At 61.9% G+C, this 17,496-nt stretch carries 20 protein-coding genes; 7 read left to right on the top strand and 13 right to left on the bottom strand.

Annotated features, from left to right (window positions below):
• Window positions 1-139 precede the first annotated feature (139 nt).
• Complete coding sequence (locus MOV63_RS10420) at window positions 140-529, top strand: hypothetical protein (protein ID WP_247033635.1); 390 nt, start codon at window positions 140-142, stop codon at window positions 527-529.
• A 133-nt stretch (window positions 530-662) separates the two neighbouring features.
• Entirely contained in the window at window positions 663-1,163 is a 501-nt protein-coding gene (locus MOV63_RS10415; RefSeq protein ID WP_051899811.1) for a YbjQ family protein, read from the top strand.
• 103 nt (window positions 1,164-1,266) lie between these two features.
• On the opposite strand, the gene MOV63_RS10410 is transcribed toward MOV63_RS10415, so the two are convergent.
• From MOV63_RS10410 to MOV63_RS10400, 3 genes are all read right to left on the bottom strand, one after another.
• Entirely contained in the window at window positions 1,267-1,983 is a 717-nt protein-coding gene (locus MOV63_RS10410; protein WP_247033634.1) for a tellurite resistance TerB family protein, read from the bottom strand.
• A 111-nt stretch (window positions 1,984-2,094) separates the two neighbouring features.
• The gene (locus MOV63_RS10405) at window positions 2,095-2,475 is read right to left on the bottom strand and encodes a GFA family protein (protein ID WP_247033633.1); all 381 of its coding nucleotides are present in this window, start codon (window positions 2,473-2,475) and stop codon (window positions 2,095-2,097) included.
• A 46-nt stretch (window positions 2,476-2,521) separates the two neighbouring features.
• On the bottom strand, window positions 2,522-3,160 hold the full coding sequence (locus MOV63_RS10400) for a 2-dehydro-3-deoxy-phosphogluconate aldolase (protein ID WP_247033632.1): 639 nt from the start codon (window positions 3,158-3,160) through the stop codon (window positions 2,522-2,524).
• Window positions 3,161-3,326: 166 nt separating this feature from the next.
• On the opposite strand from MOV63_RS10400, the gene MOV63_RS10395 reads away from it, so the two are divergent.
• Genes MOV63_RS10395 through MOV63_RS10385 form a run of 3 tightly spaced genes read left to right on the top strand, consistent with a single transcriptional unit; the run spans window position 3,327 to window position 5,765 of the window.
• Window positions 3,327-3,824, top strand: a complete 498-nt coding sequence (locus tag MOV63_RS10395) for a CYTH domain-containing protein (RefSeq protein WP_247033631.1) — start codon at window positions 3,327-3,329, stop codon at window positions 3,822-3,824.
• Window positions 3,799-4,785: a CHAD domain-containing protein gene (locus MOV63_RS10390; protein WP_247033630.1), complete on the top strand. Its 987-nt coding sequence runs from the start codon at window positions 3,799-3,801 to the stop codon at window positions 4,783-4,785. The genes MOV63_RS10395 and MOV63_RS10390 overlap by 26 nt, the downstream gene beginning before the upstream one ends.
• A gap of 38 nt (window positions 4,786-4,823) precedes the next feature.
• Entirely contained in the window at window positions 4,824-5,765 is a 942-nt protein-coding gene (locus MOV63_RS10385; protein ID WP_405029319.1) for a rhodanese-related sulfurtransferase, read from the top strand.
• A 47-nt stretch (window positions 5,766-5,812) separates the two neighbouring features.
• Here MOV63_RS10385 and MOV63_RS10380 read toward each other — a convergent pair whose 3' ends face one another.
• From MOV63_RS10380 to MOV63_RS10340, 9 genes are all read right to left on the bottom strand, one after another.
• Window positions 5,813-6,211, bottom strand: a complete 399-nt coding sequence (locus MOV63_RS10380) for a RidA family protein (RefSeq protein ID WP_247033628.1) — start codon at window positions 6,209-6,211, stop codon at window positions 5,813-5,815.
• Window positions 6,212-6,568: 357 nt separating this feature from the next.
• The gene (locus MOV63_RS10375) at window positions 6,569-7,126 is read right to left on the bottom strand and encodes a dihydrofolate reductase family protein (RefSeq protein WP_309500821.1); all 558 of its coding nucleotides are present in this window, start codon (window positions 7,124-7,126) and stop codon (window positions 6,569-6,571) included.
• A 445-nt stretch (window positions 7,127-7,571) separates the two neighbouring features.
• The gene (locus MOV63_RS10370; RefSeq protein ID WP_247033626.1) at window positions 7,572-7,811 is read right to left on the bottom strand and encodes a hypothetical protein; all 240 of its coding nucleotides are present in this window, start codon (window positions 7,809-7,811) and stop codon (window positions 7,572-7,574) included.
• 151 nt (window positions 7,812-7,962) lie between these two features.
• Window positions 7,963-8,697: a phosphotransferase enzyme family protein gene (locus tag MOV63_RS10365; protein ID WP_247033625.1), complete on the bottom strand. Its 735-nt coding sequence runs from the start codon at window positions 8,695-8,697 to the stop codon at window positions 7,963-7,965.
• A gap of 179 nt (window positions 8,698-8,876) precedes the next feature.
• Complete coding sequence (locus MOV63_RS10360) at window positions 8,877-11,075, bottom strand: EAL domain-containing protein (RefSeq protein WP_247033624.1); 2,199 nt, start codon at window positions 11,073-11,075, stop codon at window positions 8,877-8,879.
• A 116-nt stretch (window positions 11,076-11,191) separates the two neighbouring features.
• A complete protein-coding gene (locus tag MOV63_RS10355; RefSeq protein ID WP_247033623.1) occupies window positions 11,192-11,968 on the bottom strand; it encodes a MetQ/NlpA family ABC transporter substrate-binding protein in 777 nt (258 codons plus the stop codon).
• 79 nt (window positions 11,969-12,047) lie between these two features.
• A complete protein-coding gene (locus MOV63_RS10350) occupies window positions 12,048-12,716 on the bottom strand; it encodes a methionine ABC transporter permease (RefSeq protein WP_247033622.1) in 669 nt (222 codons plus the stop codon).
• Complete coding sequence (locus tag MOV63_RS10345; RefSeq protein WP_247033706.1) at window positions 12,706-13,746, bottom strand: methionine ABC transporter ATP-binding protein; 1,041 nt, start codon at window positions 13,744-13,746, stop codon at window positions 12,706-12,708. The genes MOV63_RS10350 and MOV63_RS10345 overlap by 11 nt, the downstream gene beginning before the upstream one ends.
• 316 nt (window positions 13,747-14,062) lie before the next feature.
• Window positions 14,063-15,466: a GH1 family beta-glucosidase gene (locus tag MOV63_RS10340; protein ID WP_247033704.1), complete on the bottom strand. Its 1,404-nt coding sequence runs from the start codon at window positions 15,464-15,466 to the stop codon at window positions 14,063-14,065.
• A 236-nt stretch (window positions 15,467-15,702) separates the two neighbouring features.
• Here MOV63_RS10340 and MOV63_RS10335 point away from each other — a divergent pair, with 236 nt between their 5' ends.
• On the top strand, window positions 15,703-16,011 hold the full coding sequence (locus MOV63_RS10335) for a type II toxin-antitoxin system HigB family toxin (RefSeq protein WP_247033621.1): 309 nt from the start codon (window positions 15,703-15,705) through the stop codon (window positions 16,009-16,011).
• A gap of 13 nt (window positions 16,012-16,024) precedes the next feature.
• Window positions 16,025-16,402: a type II toxin-antitoxin system HigA family antitoxin gene (locus tag MOV63_RS10330; protein WP_038545372.1), complete on the top strand. Its 378-nt coding sequence runs from the start codon at window positions 16,025-16,027 to the stop codon at window positions 16,400-16,402.
• A 12-nt stretch (window positions 16,403-16,414) separates the two neighbouring features.
• On the opposite strand, the gene MOV63_RS10325 is transcribed toward MOV63_RS10330, so the two are convergent.
• The coding region (locus MOV63_RS10325) for a Gfo/Idh/MocA family protein (RefSeq protein WP_247033620.1) at window positions 16,415-17,496 on the bottom strand (1,082 nt) is incomplete at its 5' end.

Here is a 17,496-nt window from a genome sequence, read left to right as displayed (position 1 = left end):
CCAGAGTTCGGTAGCAAATGCCACCACTGGTGGCTTGCGGTCTATAACGCACGCTCGCACCGGATGCGTGGTATTACCTCAATTCTTCATGCTAGGCATGCTTCGTTTCAGCATGGCGAGCCACAAGGAGTCAGCCGCAATGAAATGCCTGCGCATCTATGCCACCTCGGATGGCGAGTCGCATTTCGACGAAGTCGAATTGCCGACGACTAAGAGGTCAATGCACCCCGATGCTGTACCGTTCGACGTTACGGCCAGTTATCCGGCGTCCCGCGTCCGCGTCACCCACATCCCGGCGGGCATGCGAGAGGTAGCCTGGCATAAGGTCCCGGAGCCTGTGCTTACGGTCAGGCTGGATGGTTCGGTTGAATACGAGACGAGCGACGGAGAGGTGCGCCACGTTCAGGCGGGTAGCTTCGTGTTGGTGGAAGACACACACGGCAAGGGCCATCTGTCACGCCATTCCCCGGAGGCGCAAACTGTCATCTGGATCTCGCTACCGAACGGCCTCGATTTGCCGCCAGCATAGCCCGTCTGGGCACGCTGTCGTCGACATATCCTCGACGTCCGATATGGTCGCTTGCCGACGGGCGGCCGCACTTTGAGATGGACACAATCCTCGCTGTCTGCTTCCCTTCGAGGATCATCATGGGAGTTGTCCAATGGCGGTCTGCACCTCATGCAATCGGGAATTCGGGTTCGCGGATCTCAGGGGCGGCATCTGCCGCGACTGCCGCGCCAAGACGGAGGCCGAAAGCATGGCTTCGGCATTCAAGAAGATCGAGAACGGCATCATTTCCCCGGAAGACCTGAATGATCCGGCCCTTGCGAAGATCATCATCACGACGGGGAGCGAAATTCCCGGCCGGCGGATCGACAGCATCGTCGATGTCGTTGGCGCCGAGACGGCGCTGGGCCTCAGCATATTCAAGGATATCGCCAACAATTTCCGCGATTTCTTCGGTGGCCGCAGCAAGACGGTACAATCCGCCGTTCGCGACGCCCGGACCGTCTGCATGATCGAGCTTCGCCGCGAAGCGATCCGCCTGAATGCCGACGCGATCATCGCAATCAAGATCGATTTCAGTGAATTGTCGATGGCAGGGGGCGGCGGCATCCTGTTTGTTGCGGCGACCGGTACAGCCGTCAAGCTCGCCGACTGACAGCAGTCTGCCGGGCGGCCGCGCCATTCCCGTTCCCTAACCCATCAGGGCGGGCCGAGACCGAAAAGATGCGCAGCCGTTGGCGACCTACGACTGGCGCGGTTTACGCCTTGACCTTCGCGGCCGAAACGGTGGCGTCGATATGCTCGATCAGCGCATCGTTCAATCCAAGGCGGCCGGCCAGCAGGTCGAGATAACCGCGTTCGGCGCGGGTGTCCGGATCGATGGTCAGGCGCGAGGCGGCGTAGATCTCGACCCTCTGCTCTTCAGTGCGCGCGGCAGCGACGAGGTCGTCGATATCGACCGGATTGGCAAGTTCGTTCTCGATGAAGGCTTCCGCCTCGGCGCCGAGATCGACGGCATGCACCTTGTCCATGATGTTGGCGCGCTCGCCGGCGTCGATATGGCCGTCGGCCTTGGCGGCGGCAATCATCGCCCGGACGAGCGTCAACGCGAAATCGTTGGTGAGATCGGAAGACTGCGGATGGAAGGGGGAATCGGCCGGCGGCGTCAGGAGCGGCTTGTCGGCCTGCGGTGCGGGCTGCGGCACGGCTTCGGGCGATTTGCCGGACTGATAGTTCTTGTAGGCGAGATAACCGAGGCCGGCGATCGCCGCGATGCCGCCGACCGCAGCGACATTGCCGGCGATGTTGCGGCCGGTCTTGGTGCCGAGGACGGCCGCGAGGATGGCGCCGGTGGCGAGCGGGTTGTTCTTGGCAAGCTGGGTTGCCTGCCCTGCCCGGTCCCTCACACTTCCTCCCGACATGCCTGGAATCTGCGACCCCAGAAATTGATCGAGAAGCTTCTTCGCGTCGAACATCGCACATCTCCCTGTTGTGTTTCCGGGGAGACATAGGAATTCGACCGTCAAATTACAAAGGCCGGTTGCGGGCGGCCTGGTGTCGCGAGGGAGACAGAGGCTCGAAGAAGTTCATTGCTGGTTCTGAGGCAGGCCGTCTGCAATGTCGTAATAATCGCCTTTTTCGGCAACGAAGATATGCTTGTTCAACCCGGTTCCGGTCGGGCCGTCAAACGCGCCCATGGCAACAGCGATCCAATCCCTGTGCGGCGGGTCCCAGAAGAGGGAAGAGCCGCATGTGGTACAAAACCCGCGCCGAACCTTCTCGGAAGACTGGAACCAGGTAATATTCTCGGCACCCTTGAGGGTCAGCCGGTCCTTTTCGACATCCGTGGATGCGAAAAAATGGCCGGAATGCTTTCGGCATTTCGAACAATGACAGGCATCCGGCGCGGACAGTTCACCCTCGATCTCGAAGCTGACCGCGCCGCAGAGACATGATCCCTTGTGCATGCAAGCCCTCCCCTGCCACCAGTCAGAGCTCGGAAACGCGTTCCGGCTACGCCTTCAGCGCCGCCGCTTCCAAAGCGAGCTTGGTGATGCCGGCCCAGTCGCCTGCGGAAACGAGCTCCTTCGGTGCGACCCAGGAGCCGCCGACGCAGATGACATTCGGCAGCGACAGGTAGTCGTTGGCGTTCTTCAGCGAAATGCCGCCGGTCGGGCAGAACAGCGTGCCGGCGAGCGGCGAGGAAAGCGCCTTCAGATAAGCGGCGCCGCCGGCCTGTTCGGCGGGGAAAAATTTCAGCACCTCGTAGCCGGCCTCGCGCAGCGTCATCACTTCGCTGGCGGTCGCAGCGCCCGGCAGCAGCGGCACGGGAGAATCCTTGGCGGCGGACAGTACACCGGGGGTCACGCCGGGCGAGACGATGAAGGTCGAGCCCGCCTTGACGGCCGCCTCGTAGTCGCGGGCATTGAGGATGGTGCCGGCGCCGACATTGGCGCCTTCGACTTCGTCGGCCACCGCCCTGACAGCATCGAGGGCTGCCGGCGTGCGCATGGTGATCTCGATCGCCTTCAGGCCGCCGGCAACGAGCGCGCGCGCCAGGCCGACCGCCGACTTGGCGTCATCAACGATCAGCACCGGCACCACCGGCTGCAGTTTCAGGATGGAAAGCAGCTTTTCGGTCTTGCCGGTCATGGGTCAGGTCTCCGCGAAAACGATTGAAAACTTTAAGGCCGAGATACCCCTCAAGCCCGTCATTGTCGAGAAAAAACAGGCTCCATCGTCTAACAGGTTTGCGGGACGAAGAGTTTGCACTAGGGTTGTAGCGGTTGGTAAATGTTCCCGGGGTGGCGGGCAAAGTATGGCCAAGGAAATCGAACGGAAATTTCTGGTAAAGAGCGACGGCTGGCGCTCGGAGGTGTCGTCATCCTCCGATTTCCTGCAGGCCTATGTCGCATCCGGCGACGACCGCTCGGTGCGGGTGCGGATCATGGACGGCAAGCGCGCCAAGCTGACCATCAAGATCGGCCGCGAACTGCTGGCCCGCGACGAATTCGAATACGAAATTCCACTGGGCGATGCCGAGGAGATGGCGAACGCCGCCGTCGGCATCGTGCTCGAAAAGACCCGCCACGAGGTCCGGCACGGGGGTTATACCTGGGAAGTGGATGTCTATGACGGAGCCTACAAGGGTTTGGTCGTCGCCGAGGTCGAGATCGAGGACGAAGGCGCCCTGCCCGACATCCCGGACTGGATCGGCGAGGAGATCACCGGCGACCGGCGATATTCCAACATGGTGATGGCGACCGAAGATTTGAGCGGAGAATTGTGTCATGGCGTACCGTCTGCGGCCCGCTAAATCCTTCACCGACGAGTTCCGGTCGGTTGCGGAAAGCCAGCTTTCCCACGCGATCCGGCTGCTCGAAGACCAGCCGGACGGCCAACACGAAGCGATCCACGACGCGCGAAAACGCTTCAAGCGGGTGCGCGCCCTCTACCGGTTGGTACAGCCGGACGCAAAAACGTTCCGCCGGCAGGAAAACACCCGCATCCGCGACATGGCGCAGACGCTGTCGGCGGTGCGCGACGCGACCGCGCTGGTCGAGACGGTCGACTATCTCGCCGGCCATGCCGGCTCCCCCGAAGAACTTTCCGCCCTCACCACCGCCTCCAAGGCGCTGACCGAACGGCGCGATCGGATCGCCTCGGAGGAACACGACCTGCGGGCCAAGATGGCGGCCGCGGTCGACACCTGCCGCGCGGCGATCGCAGCTCTCGACGACCTCGATCTCGACAATGATCCGCACAAGACGGCCAAGCGGCTCGCCAAAGCCTGGAAGGACCAGCGCGAGAAGGCACTCGGCGCGCTCGCCGGCTGCGAGGAACACGGCGATGCCGAGACCTATCACGGGCTGCGCAAATGCGGACAGACCTACTGGATGCACCTGTCGCTGCTCGGCGGGATCTGGCCTTCCGCCATGCTCGCCAAGCAGCAGCAGGCGAAGGCTCTGGTCGATCTGCTCGGCCACGAACACGATCTTTCGGTGCTGACCGGGCTCGTCAACGAAAGCCCCGAACTGTTCGGCGACAGCGATACGCTGGCCCGGGTGCTCGGCGCCATCATCACCCGCCAGCAGGCGCTGCGGCACGAGGCGCTGGAAGCGGCCCACGAGGTGTTCGCCGACAGCGCCGAGACGGAAAGCGGCCTGATCGCGCTGCTATGGGAAAAGGCAGCCACGACGCCGCGCAAGGAACGTCGTGCGGCAAAGCTGCACAGGGCCCACGAAGCCCACGAGAAAGAAACCGCGTTGCGCGGATAGCCCGGAAACTGTATTTCAGCGCCATGACCGAAAACATCATGCAAACCCGCCCGGAGGCTCAACCGGAAGCGACGGGCGCCTGGCTCGTCGCCGCGCTCTATCATTTCGCGCGTTTCGACCGCTATGAGAGCTTCCGCGAGCCGTTGCAGGCTTTCTGCGACGAAAACGGCATCAAGGGCACGCTGCTGATCGCCCGCGAAGGGATCAACGGCACGGTTGCCGGTTCCGACGCAGCGATATTAGGGCTTCTCGCCTATCTGCGCGCCCAGCCGGAATTCGCAGGCCTCGAGCACAAGGAAAGCCGGGCGTCGAAGATGCCCTTCCTGCGCATGAAGGTGCGTCCGAAGAAGGAAATCGTCACCATGGGTGTCGAGGATATCGACCCCAAGCGCATCGTCGGCACCTATGTCAAGCCGAAGGACTGGAACGCGCTGATCTCCGATCCGGAGACGATCGTCATCGACACCCGCAACGATTACGAAACGGCGATCGGCATCTTCAAGGGCGCCGTCGATCCGCAGACCAAGACGTTTCGCGAGTTTCCCGACTGGGTGAAGAACAATCCCGGCCTCCACAACAAGCCGAAGATCGCCATGTACTGCACCGGCGGCATCCGCTGCGAGAAGGCCACCGCCTTCATGAAGGAACAGGGCTTCGACGAGGTTTTCCACTTGAAGGGCGGCATCCTGAAATATCTGGAAGAGGTGCCAGCAGAGGAAAGCCTGTGGGAAGGCGCCTGCTTCGTCTTCGACGAGCGCGTTTCCGTGGAGCACGGCTTGAAGGAAGGCAACCACAAGCTCTGCCACGCCTGCCGCAGCCCGATCACCGCTGAAGAAGTGAGCTCGCCCCATTACGAGGAAGGCGTCTCCTGCTCGACCTGCTATCCGACCCGCACCGAGGACGACCGCGATCGCTACCGCCAGCGCCAGCTCCAGATCGCGCTCGCGAAGAAGCGTGGCGTGAGGCATATCGGCGGCTGAGGTTCCGCTCGCGCCAGACGGGCTGGCGCGAGCCGATCGTCGCTGTTTCAGGCCGCCTGTGGCACTCGGGCGATCACCTTGATTTCGAAATCGAAACCGGCGAGCCAGGTGACGCCGACGGCCGTCCAGGTCGGATAGGGCGGCTCGCCAAGCACCTTTTCCCGCACGGCCATCATGGTTTCGAATTGACTCTGAGGGTCGGTATGGAAGCTCGTGACGTCGACGACGTCCCGAAACGTGCAGCCGGCAGCCTTCAGGACGGCCTCCAGGTTGTCGAAGGCCAGCTGCACCTGACGTTCGAAGTCGGGCTCCGGTGATCCGTCCGTCCGGCTGCCGACCTGGCCGGAAACGAACAGAAGGTCTCCCGAGCGGATGGCCGCCGAATAACGGTGCTGCTCGTAGAGTGCGTGCCGACCGGCGGGAAAGATTGCCTCGCGTGAGCTCATTGCTTCATTCCTTTTTTCAAAGGCCGGTTTCCGCAGCGCCTCGATGCCGCCAGAGTGGCAACACCGTGTCGGCTCTTCCTGTCCGGCCTGGGCTTCATCATACGAGCGCGTTGACATACGCCCCGTATGCGCCCGTATCTCAATATACGCCGCGTATGTCAATTGGCATACGCGGCGTATGCAGAATGAAGGACATGCGTTCCTGTGCAGCCTTCGTGAGCACGGCACCCCGCGTCCAGCTTTTCGACACGGCTGAATGCCCCCATCTGGTCGCCCCATCCGAGCCCACACTGAAACCATCCGGCCGGCGCCAAGCAACCGCCGCTAGCTGAAGAATGGTGCGGCTTCTCGATGGGCTCAGCGGCAGACGCGGTAGCGGATGTGCGTGGCCTTGGGTGTATCGATCACTCGAACGATCTCCAACTCGACCCTCGATGGTAAGACTTCGAACATTCGGCGGCCACATCCGAACAAGACTGGAACCTGGTGTATTTGCAGTTCGTCGAGCACGCCAGCTTCCAGCGCCCGTTGCGCCGTATACGCGCCAAGCATCAACACGTCCCGGTCCCCGGCGGCGGCCTTCGCCTGCGCCATTGCGCTCGCGATCCCGTCGCTCACGTATTTGACCAATGGATAATTCGCGACGGATGGCCCGGGCGGCCTGTGACTGGGTACGAAGATCGCGACACCGTGATTGTCACCGCCCCAGTGATCGACCTGCTCCACGGTTCGCCGACCCGCCAGAATCGCACCTGGCGCGTTCCATTCGTCCCACAATTGTCCGACCGGCCCGGTCGGTCGGGAAAAATCCCCGTACCACTCGTGCAACCGCATAAAGTCGTCGCCGCCGGGATTGCCCACTTCATCGTTGGGCCCCGCGATATACCCGTCCAGTGACATGGACATGAAGAGCACTGATGCAGACACTTTTATCTCCTGCGGTCTTTTTCCAAATTGAGGCGGTGGGAATTCGCTCTGCGGGTGGCTATTGATGCAAAAGCTCGTTCAGGCAAGCGGAGAGCGCGGGCGGACGGTCTTGATGTTCCCAAGGACGATCGAGCGACGCTGACGCCGACATCCCGAATACGGATTTTGGGTACTGCTCTATCTCACAAGCGGCCGAACCATGCTCGAACCGACTGGTTTGGTCGCCCCATACCTCCAACGGCCTCCGCGACGGGTGGGCGGACGCGAATAGAAGCGGTCGTGGTCTGTGCGAGCGTATTGATAATGCTCGAACAGGATTGTGTCGTCCTGCATGATGAGCAGGCTGGTCGTGGGATTGCGGTCGAGATAGTCTTGCAGAGTGTGTGTTTGCCCTTGGAAGGTGTAAGTCAGCGCCCGCCGCCTGCCCAATACTTCACCAAAAGCCGTCAAAGAGCGATATCAATAGCGCAACCATTGCGACCCACCAGACGAGAAGGGCGAGGACTTTGAGTTCCGTTCGCATTGCGTCGCGTTTAGAGATGACATGATTGAGACTTTCGCGCGCGTCATTCACCGCTCTTTCGAGATTTGCACCACGCGTATCCCTTTTAGGGCCAAGCGCACCTGCAAGACCACAGCCAAGCAAAAGGACAAAAACGAACAGATAGGTCATCGCTCTGTTTCCTAACTCGGAAGATAGCGAAATAAATTGACCCTCAGGTCCCCGCGTCAACTGCCGATCAAATGTTATTGATAGAACCATTGGCGCAACGCAGCCGCCGGAGGTTCCTGAATGGATACGGCCGTCGGCCCGCAGAAACTTTTCAGACCGCTCGCACTTCGGCAAGTCGCTTGACCGCGTACTCGTCCTGCCAGCAGACGGCGGCTTCCCATGCGGCTGACGCTTGCGCGGCGATGTCATGCGCGCCATCGTCGAGATCGGCGGCGTTGTCGGGCAGTACCAGGTCAAGGTCGGGGACATCGACATGTGACTCATCCCAGTCGATCAGCGCGACCCGATCTGCGGTCACGCGGATGTTGCCGGGGTTGTTCGGGTTGCCGTGGACAACGCAGGTCCGGCGCCCGATGAGCCGGGCCCACGCTGCTCGACATCGAATAACGCCCTCAGGCGGCATCGCGGTAAGGTTGATCCTCGTTCCGGTTTCGGCATGCAGGAGGTCGGTCGAGGATCGCCAGCCTGGGCGCTGCGGCCAGCCTTGTGTCAACCGATGCAACTCGCGAAGTACGTCGGCCACGCGACGCCAGTCGGACTTGGTCTCGGGCGGTCCGCCCTCCATGTATTTCATCACCACCAGACCGTCCGCGAACAGGCGACCGTCAGTCGTCGGGATCGGTGCAGGAACGGTCATACCTTCACGGTCGAGGTATTGGAGCAGGTCGGTTTCCCATGCGAGATCAGCGTCGCTCCTGGAGCCGAGACGAGCAACCGCGATCTGCCCGTGGATGCGAACGCTCCACACATCGTTGGCAGATCCGCCAGCGAGCGGTTCGATGCGAACCGCGTCTTCACCCCATTGGCCGAGGGCTTCCCATCCCATTGGTTATACCTTGGCGACCGTGATTAAGTTGAGGGAGAAATAGCAAGAGTTTACGATGCCACTATGTCGGCAATCGACGCAACCCGGCCAATTTTATTCCCGGAAGGACTTGCCGCATTGCTACGTAGTTCCGCAGATTTTGCCGCACAAACGGAACTGCCGGTAACTGAAGGGCCGGCCTATGCCGCCCCGCTTATCCCGCCCGGCAGGCGGTTGCCGCGGTAGATGATGTCGATCTGTTCCGACGACATCGGCTTGCCGAACAGATAGCCCTGCAGCTCGTCGCAGCCGGTCAGGCGCAGTTGCAACGCCTGTGCCTCAGTTTCGACGCCCTCGGCCGTGACCGGGATTTCCAGCGAGCGGGCGAGAGCCACGGTCGCCTGAAGAAGATCGACGGCGCGGCCGCCCTCTTCCAGCGCGTGCACCAGCGACTTGTCTATCTTCATCCGGTCGAAGCCGAACTGGCGCAGGTAACCGACGCTCGAAAAGCCGGCGCCGAAATCGTCGAGCGCGATCTTCACCCCGAGCTGCTTCAGCTTGGCAAGAGCGGCGCGGGCGCGTTCCGGGTTCTGAATGAAATAACCCTCGGTCATTTCAAGCGTTATGCGTGAAGGATCGGTTGCGGTCTTGCGGAACACCGAGGCGACATGCAGGGCAAATGCCGGATCGCGGAACTGGCCGGGCGAGATGTTGACCGCGAGCTTCAGCTCCGGCCACAGCGTCAGCGTCTCGCAGGCGCGGTGGAGCACGAACAGGCCGAGTTGGTCGATGAGCCCGGTCGATTCGGCGATCGGGATGAAGATGTCGGGCGGTACCGGGCCATAACCGGTGCGGTTCCAGCGCGCCAGCGCCTCGATGCCGATGATCCGCCAGGTCCGGGCGTCCACCACAGGCTGGTAGACGATGGTCAGTTCGCGGCGCTCGATGGCGATCCTGAGATCGATTTCCAGCATGTTGCGCTCTTCGCGCTCGGCATCCATTTCCGGCTGATAATATTCGGTCCGGCCCCGGCCGGTTTCCTTGGCGTGATACATCGCCATGTCGGAACGCCGCACCAGTTCCTCGCCGGAGACCTTGCCGCGTGGCGAAACGGCGACGCCGATACAGGTGCCGATCGTCGCGACCCGTTCGCCGATCACGAAGGGTTCGTCGAAGAAACCGAGAATGCGGTCGCTCAGCGTATCCACGACCCTTCCAATGTCCGTGCTGGCCAGCGCGATGGCGAATTCGTCGCCACCGACGCGGGCAAGGGTCGCCGTATCGCCGACCAGTGTCTTGAGGCCGGCCGCGACACCGCGGATCAGCTTGTCGCCGGTGCCGTGGCCATAGGCGTCGTTGACCTCCTTGAAGCCGTCGAGATCGAGATAGAGCAGCGCCACATCATGGTTGCTGCGGCGGCTCTGCACCACCAGGGCATCGAGCGCGGCAAAGAAGCCGGCGCGGTTGAGGAGCCCGCTCAACCGGTCGCTCATGGCCAGATGCCGCGCCGCCGCCTCGTCCGCCGTCAGCCGATTGAGCGTATTGCTGCCGCTGACGAAGAGGAGGAGGAAGAACAGGCCGACCATCGCAAGCGCGCAATAGACCAGCGGCCGGACCTGAGCGTAACCCATGTCGCCCGGCCTGCGGGGATGCCAGACGAGCCGCTGCAGCACCCTGCCGTGGATATTGCGGATCTCCACCATGTTCAAAACGGCATCGGAGGCGCTCGCGAAACGAAGCCCGTCGAGGACGTAGGTTTCGGAGAGCTTCCGAACCTTGGCCTCGTCCAGATGCCGGGCGAAGACCAGGAAGCGGCGGTTTGCGACCGGCTGATCGAGCTGTCCCGATTTTTGCCGGATCAGCGCCACCCCGACGGCCGCGACACCCTTTTTGGTCTGGACGAAACTGACTGCCTCCGGCACGCTTTCGGCGCCGGCGGAACTCGCCTTGTCGAACAGCGTCCAGAGCGAAGTGTCGAAATAGTCACGCGGCGACCAGCTGACGGGCGCGCCGTCCTGATAGGCCATCAGCACGTTCTGGTTCATGTCCATGACGACGGCAATGTCGAAGAGATCGCTGTTGGCGGTCATGTCGCCATAGTTGCTGGCGACCCAGGCCTGATCATCCGCATAGACCGCTTGGGCTGCGTCGTCCCAGGCAGCGTAATCGTTCAGCGTCGCGTGCAGCTGCTCCCGGAACGTCTGGATCGCGCCTGATGTCGTTTCCTGCGAGCGCCCCTCATCGAGACGATTGGCGTAATCGGCGATGCGGTCGATGGCGGTCAGGATGAAGATCGTCACCAGCACCACGACCACCGCGAAGACAAGCAGCATCGACGTCACGGCAGAGCGACGGCCAAGTGTTGCGGAGCGGCGAAAGCGAGACGGAAGAAGCCGCATCGAAGACCTCATGGAGTCCTACATCTTTCGCGGGTATTCCTTCAGATAGAGTTAAAAGAAGAAGGCCGGCGCTCACACTTGAGCACCGGCCTTCAAGAATTTTCGAAAACTCGATATTACCAGGCCGCGATGACGGCACCCTTGAACTGGGTGTTGACGAAGTCCTTCACCGGAGCGCTGTGATAGGCTTCCACGAGCGTCTTCACCCAGGCGGCATCCTTGTCCTTGGCCTTGACGGCGATGACGTTGATGTAAGGGGCCTTTTCGCCTTCCTTGGCAATCGGATCGGTCTTCGGGTTGAGGCCGGCTTCCAATGCGTAGTTGGTGTTGATGACCGACGCATCGACGTCGTCAAGCGAACGCGGCAGCTGGGCAGCGTCGAGTTCGGCGAACTCGATCTTCTTCGCGTTTTCGGTGACGTCGGCGGGGCCGATCTTCAGGCCCTTTGCGGCGTTGACCTTGATCAGGCCCTGGTCGGCGAGGATGAGCAACGCGCGGCCACCATTGGTCGGGTCGTTGGGGATGGCGACGGTGGCGCCCTGCTTCAGGTCGGCGAGGCTCTTCACCTTCTTGGAATAGACGCCCATCGGGAAGTTGACGGTCTGCGCGACGCCGACGATGTCGAATTTGCGATCCCTGACCTGGTTGTCGAGATAAGGCTGGTGCTGGAAGGAATTGGCGTTGAGTTCGCCATCGGCCAGCGCCTGGTTCGGCACGACGTAGTCGGAGAATTCGAGGATCTGAATGTTGAGGCCCTTGGTGGCCGCGACTTCCTTCACCTTTTCCATGATCTGGGCATGCGGGCCGGGGGTGACGCCGATCTTGATGTCCTCGGCAAGCGCCGGGCCGGCAGCGAAGGCGGCGAGTGCCGCAGCGATGATGAGCTTCTTCATAAGTGTCTCCTTGGGTTTGTTTATCTGCGCCAGTCTTCTTGGGGTCTGCGTCTTGTGAGGCTGGTTTTTCGGAATGATTTCAGGTCTTGCGGTTGCGCTTGTCGAAGCGGCGGGCCAGCGCGTCGCCCAGGCTCTGGATCGCCTGGACAAGCACGATCAGCACGACGACGACGGCGAGCATCACATCCGGCATGAAGCGCTGGTAGCCGTAGCGGATGCCGAGATCGCCGAGCCCCCCGCCGCCGACCGCGCCGACCATGGCGGAATAACCGACCAGGCTGACGAGGGTAAGCGTCAACGCCAGCGTCAGGCCCGGCCTGGCCTCGGCGAGCAGCACCTTGAAGACGATCTGCAGCGGCGTTGCCCCCATGGCGCGGGCAGCCTCGATCAGGCCCTTGTCCACTTCGCGGATCGCCGCTTCGGTAAGGCGGGCGACGAAGGGAATGGTCGCCACCGTCAGCGGCACGATCGCCGCATAAGTGCCGATCGAGGTGCCGGCAATGAAGCGCGTGAACGGGATGATCGCCACGACCAGGATGATGAACGGCGTCGAGCGCGCTGCATTGACCACCGCGCCGATGATGCGGTTGGTGACCGGCGCGGGAAAAAGCTCGCCCTTGCCGCTGGTTGCCAGGAACACGCCGATCGGCAGGCCTATCAATGCGCCGATCAGGCCGGCTACCGCGACCATCTGCAGCGTCTGGCCAAGCGCTTTCAGGAGCAGGTTGAAGAGCATGTCAGGCGACATAACCGAGCACCTCCGTGGAAAGACCGGTTGCGGCATAGAAGCGCTCGGCGCGTTCGGTGACGGCAGGATCGGCCGGATAGGCGACGACCAGCGAGCCGTAGGGTTCGCCGGCGATTTCCTCGATCGTGCCGGCCAGGATGTTGATGTCGGCACCGAGTTCGGTGACCAGCCGGGCGGTCAGCGGCTGAAAGGCCGTCGACCCGAAGAAGATCAGCCGCACCAGCACCCGATCGCCGGCGGACGGCTGCGGCTTCAGGTTCGAGCGGATCCATTCCGGCAGGTTAGTGCCGAGGGCGGCCGACAGAAGCGAGCGGGTCGTCTCATGCTTGGCGCCGGTGAAGACGTCGAAGGTGCGGCCCGCCTCGACGATCTTGCCGCGATCGATCACCGCCACGTCCGAGGCGATGGTCTTCACCACCTCCATCTCGTGGGTGATCAGAAGCACGGTGAGGCCGAGCTCGGCATTGATGCGCTTCAGCAGCGCCAGGATCGACTGCGTCGTTTCCGGGTCGAGCGCCGAGGTCGCCTCGTCCGAAAGCAGCAGTTTCGGCGAGGTGGCGAGTGCCCGGGCAATGCCGATGCGCTGTTTCTGGCCGCCGGAAAGCTCGGCCGGATAACGGTCCGATTTGTCGCCGAGGCCGACGAGATCTATCAGCGGCGCCACCTTGTCGCGGATTTCTTTGGCGGAAAGGCCGGCGATCTCGAGCGGCAGGGCGACGTTTTCGAAGGCGGTGCGCGAGGACAGAAGGTTGAAGTGCTGGAAGATCATGCCGACCTGGCGGCGCAGATCCCGCAGCCCGGTTTCCGAGAGGGCGCCCACTTCGACGCCGTCGACGACGACGCGGCCGGAGGTCGCTTTTTCCAGCCCATTGACGAGGCGGATCAGCGTCGATTTGCCGGCGCCCGAACGGCCGATGATGCCGGTGATCGCGCCACGCGCGACCGACAGATCGATGCCGTCGAGCGCGGTGAACTGGCTCTTGTCGTCGGCACCGCCGAACCGCTTGGTTACCGCCTCGAACGCCACCATCGGCGTTTCGGCAGCCAAGGGAGACGGCGCGGTTTCGACCGCAGTGTGAAGGAATGTCATTTCAGCTCTCAGATTTAAGTCGGATCATCCCGGCGACGGAACACCGGATATTTCATCGCGGTCCAGCTATAGGACGGAGCGGCACATTCGATGACAGGCGACTTTCCGGAGCATCTTGGTCGGTTTTCTCAAAGGGCAATATGTAAGGCCGGCGGCCTTTTTGATGCCGCATAAATGCCCGGATGCGCCTGCGTTTGACAGGGATGTTTTTTCAATTATCTCACAAAGCAGAAAAAATCTTCCAGCACCTGCGAAATCAACCCTGTTTGTGGTTGCCCTTGGGGAATAACGAAGCGAGCTCGCGATACCACTTGCCGCTTTTCTTGATCGTCCGTTCCTGGGTCTCGTAATTCACATGCACGAGGCCGAACCGCATGCGGTAGCCCTCCGCCCATTCGAAATTGTCCATCAGGCTCCAAGCGAAATAACCCTTCATCGGGTAACCGTCCTTGATAAGGTCGGCGACCACCGAGAGGTGCTGGATATAATAGTCCAGACGCGGCTGATCATCCACCTCGCCGTCCACCGGCTCCATATTGTAGCAGGCGCCGTTCTCGGTGATGTAGCAGTCCGGCAGGTCGTAGCGGCGGTAGAGATCCTCGACCAGCAGCTTCAGCCCCGGCGCATAGACTTCCCAGCCGATATCCGACTTGACGTCGCTGGCGGGCTTGGCCTCTATCGTCCAGGGGAAATCGCCGCTGCGCGCGGGCTCGTCATGGACGCGGTCCGGCTTGTAGTAGTTGAGGCCCCACCAGTCGAGTTTCTGGCTGATGACCTTCAGATCCCCGTCTTCGACGACCGGCATGCGGCCGCCAAGCGCTTCCAGGAATTGCTGCGGATACTTACCCTTGAAGATCGGATCGAAGAAGGCGCCGTTGTGGAACTGGTGGGCGCGCTCGGCAGCTGCGAGATCGGCCGGGCTGTCGGAGCCGGCGATGATCGATGCGGCGTTGATGACGGTGCCGACTGGCACGTCCGGCGTCACATGCCGGATCGCCTCGACGCCGAGGCCGTGCGCGAGATTGACGTGATGCATGGCGGCGAGCGCCGCCTGCATGTTCTTCTCGCCCGGCGCATGGATGCCGTAGAGATGGCTGAGCCAGACGATGCACCACGGCTCGTTGAAGGTGGCCACCGCATCGAGCCGATCGCCGAGCCGCGCCATCACCACCTTGGCGTAACGCTGGAAGGCATAGGCCGTCGAGCGCGCCGCCCAGCCCCCCTCGCCCATCAGCGAAAGCGGCAGGTCCCAATGGTAGAGCGTCGCATAGGTCTTGATGCCGCGCGCCTTGCAGCCGTCGATGAGGCGATCGTAGAAATCCAGCCCCTTCTCGTTGATCCGCCCGGTGCCGTCCGGAATGATCCGCGGCCAAGCGATCGAGAACCGATAGGCTTCGACGCCCATCTCCTTTATGAGATCGAGGTCCTCTTCCCAGCGATTATAATGATCGCAGGCGACATCGCCGTTGTGCCCCTGATAGACGCGGCCCGGCATCTTCGAGAACGCATCCCAGATCGAGGGCTTGCGGCCATCCGCCTTGGTGGACCCTTCGATCTGATAGGAAGCCGTCGCGACGCCCCAGAGGAAATCACCGGGAAACCCGACCGCGAATTTTTCGGCTTTGGGCGTTTTAAGATCGCGAGGCTGAGGATTGCTCATCTTGGGATCGGTCATGAGGATGCCGCCATATCTGTTGCGCGAGGGGTCTGCCGGACCACCTTTCGCGGCGGTTTAACCAAGCGGGGCGCAGTTGTACAGATGAGAATTCTGAAACGTTGCAGGATCTCCGCCCGCGCTATTCTCTGCAAGGCAGTGAAAAGTGCCGCGCTGTTTCCCAGAATCCGATCCAGCGCCAGCCTTGTTTCCAAATTGGGAACGTGATATCTGGAAGCGGAATGCGTGTCATAGCGAAATCGACCCTCGTGAAGTTCTGTCAGCGGCTGCCGAAGGGACCAAGGGCGATCGCGGAAGCTGCAATGGCGGAGTGGTACGCGACGGTTTCGAATGCCGTCTGGGCCAATTTTGCGGACGTCAAGGCGACATTCAATTCGGCGGACTACGTCTCCGGCGGAAAGATCGTCTTTGATGTCGGTGGTAATAAATATCGCATAGTTGCGCTCATTGGTTTCTGCACCCAGCGGGTTTTCATTCTGTTTGTCGGAACCCACGCCGAATATGATCGCATCGACGTGGTAGAACTTTAGAAGGCCTGATGAAATGGATATCGATTCTGTACGAACCCTCATCGACGAGACGGAATACGAAGCGGCGTTGAAATCCGTGCGCCCCTATTTCGAAAACGAACCGGAAGCCGGCACGATCGCATCCGCGCACTTCGACGCGCTTGTGCTGCTGATCGAGGAATATGAGGCCAAGCATTACCCGATCCCGCAGGCCTCGCCGGTCGAGGTGCTGAAATCGGTCATGGAAGCCAACAACTACACCCGCGCCGACCTGATCGAGATCGTCGGTTCGAAATCCCGCGCCGCCGACCTGTTGAACGGACGGCGCGAGATCAATCTCGATCAGATCAGGAAGATCAGCCGGGCATGGCACATCCCGGCTGGCGCGCTTGTCGGCGATATCTCAGCTTAGGCTCCCAGGCGCCTAAAGCTTCACCCACGCACCGTTCTTCTTCGAGGACGCCACGCACGCCTCGACGAACGCAACCCCCTTCACGCCGTCGTCGACGGTCGGGTAGATCACCGCCTTGTCCACAGCGACGCCTTGTCTGGCGGCGTTGATGGCGCGGGCGGCTTCCGTGTAGATGGTCGCAAAGGCTTCGAGATAACCTTCCGGGTGGCCGGACGGAATGCGGCTGACGCGTCCTGCCGCGGCACCCGAACCGGCGCCGTTGCGGGTGATCAGGCGCTTCGGTTCGCCGAACGGCGTGAACCACAGATAATTCGGATCCGCCTGCACCCATTCGATGCCGCCTTTGGTTCCGTAGACGCGGATCTTCAGACCGTTCTCGTGGCCGGGCGCCACCTGGCTACACCAGAGCATGCCCTTGGCGCCGCCCTCGTAGCGCAACATCACATGGGCGTTGTCGTCGAGACGGCGGCCTTCGACAAAACTGTCGAGATCGGCGGCGAGACTTTCGAGCGTCAGGCCGGTGATGAAGGCGGCGAGGTTATAGGCATGCGTGCCGATATCGCCAGTCGAACCACCGGCACCCGACTGGGCCGGATCGGTGCGCCAGACGGCCTGCTTGGCACCCGTCTGCTCGACCGCCTCGGTCAGCCAATCCTGCGGATATTCGACCTGCACCACGCGGATCTTTCCGAGATCGCCGTTTGCGACCATTTCGCGGGCCTGCCGCACCATCGGATAGCCGGTATAATTGTGGGTGAGGATAAACAGCGCACCGCTCTCGTCGGCCGCCTTCTTCATCTTCTTGGCGTCAGCAAGATTGGACGTCAGCGGCTTGTCGCAGATGACGTGGATGCCGCGCTTCAAAAATTCCTTGGCAGCCTCGTAATGCACGTGGTTCGGGGTGACGATCGACACCGCCTCGATGCCGTCCTTCAGCCGCGCTTCGCGGATCGCCATCTCCTTGTAGGAACCGTAGGTGCGCGACGGATCGAGACCGAGGTCGCGGCCCGACGCGATCGCCTTTTCCGGCGTCGACGAGAGCGCGCCGGCGACCAGGTCGAACTGGTCGTCCAGCCTCGCCGCCATGCGGTGCA

It is taken from the genome of Neorhizobium sp. SHOUNA12A (assembly GCF_023006505.1).
In the GTDB taxonomy this organism is placed as follows: Bacteria; Pseudomonadota; Alphaproteobacteria; order Rhizobiales; family Rhizobiaceae; genus Neorhizobium.
This window is presented reverse-complemented; position numbering and strand designations above follow the sequence as displayed.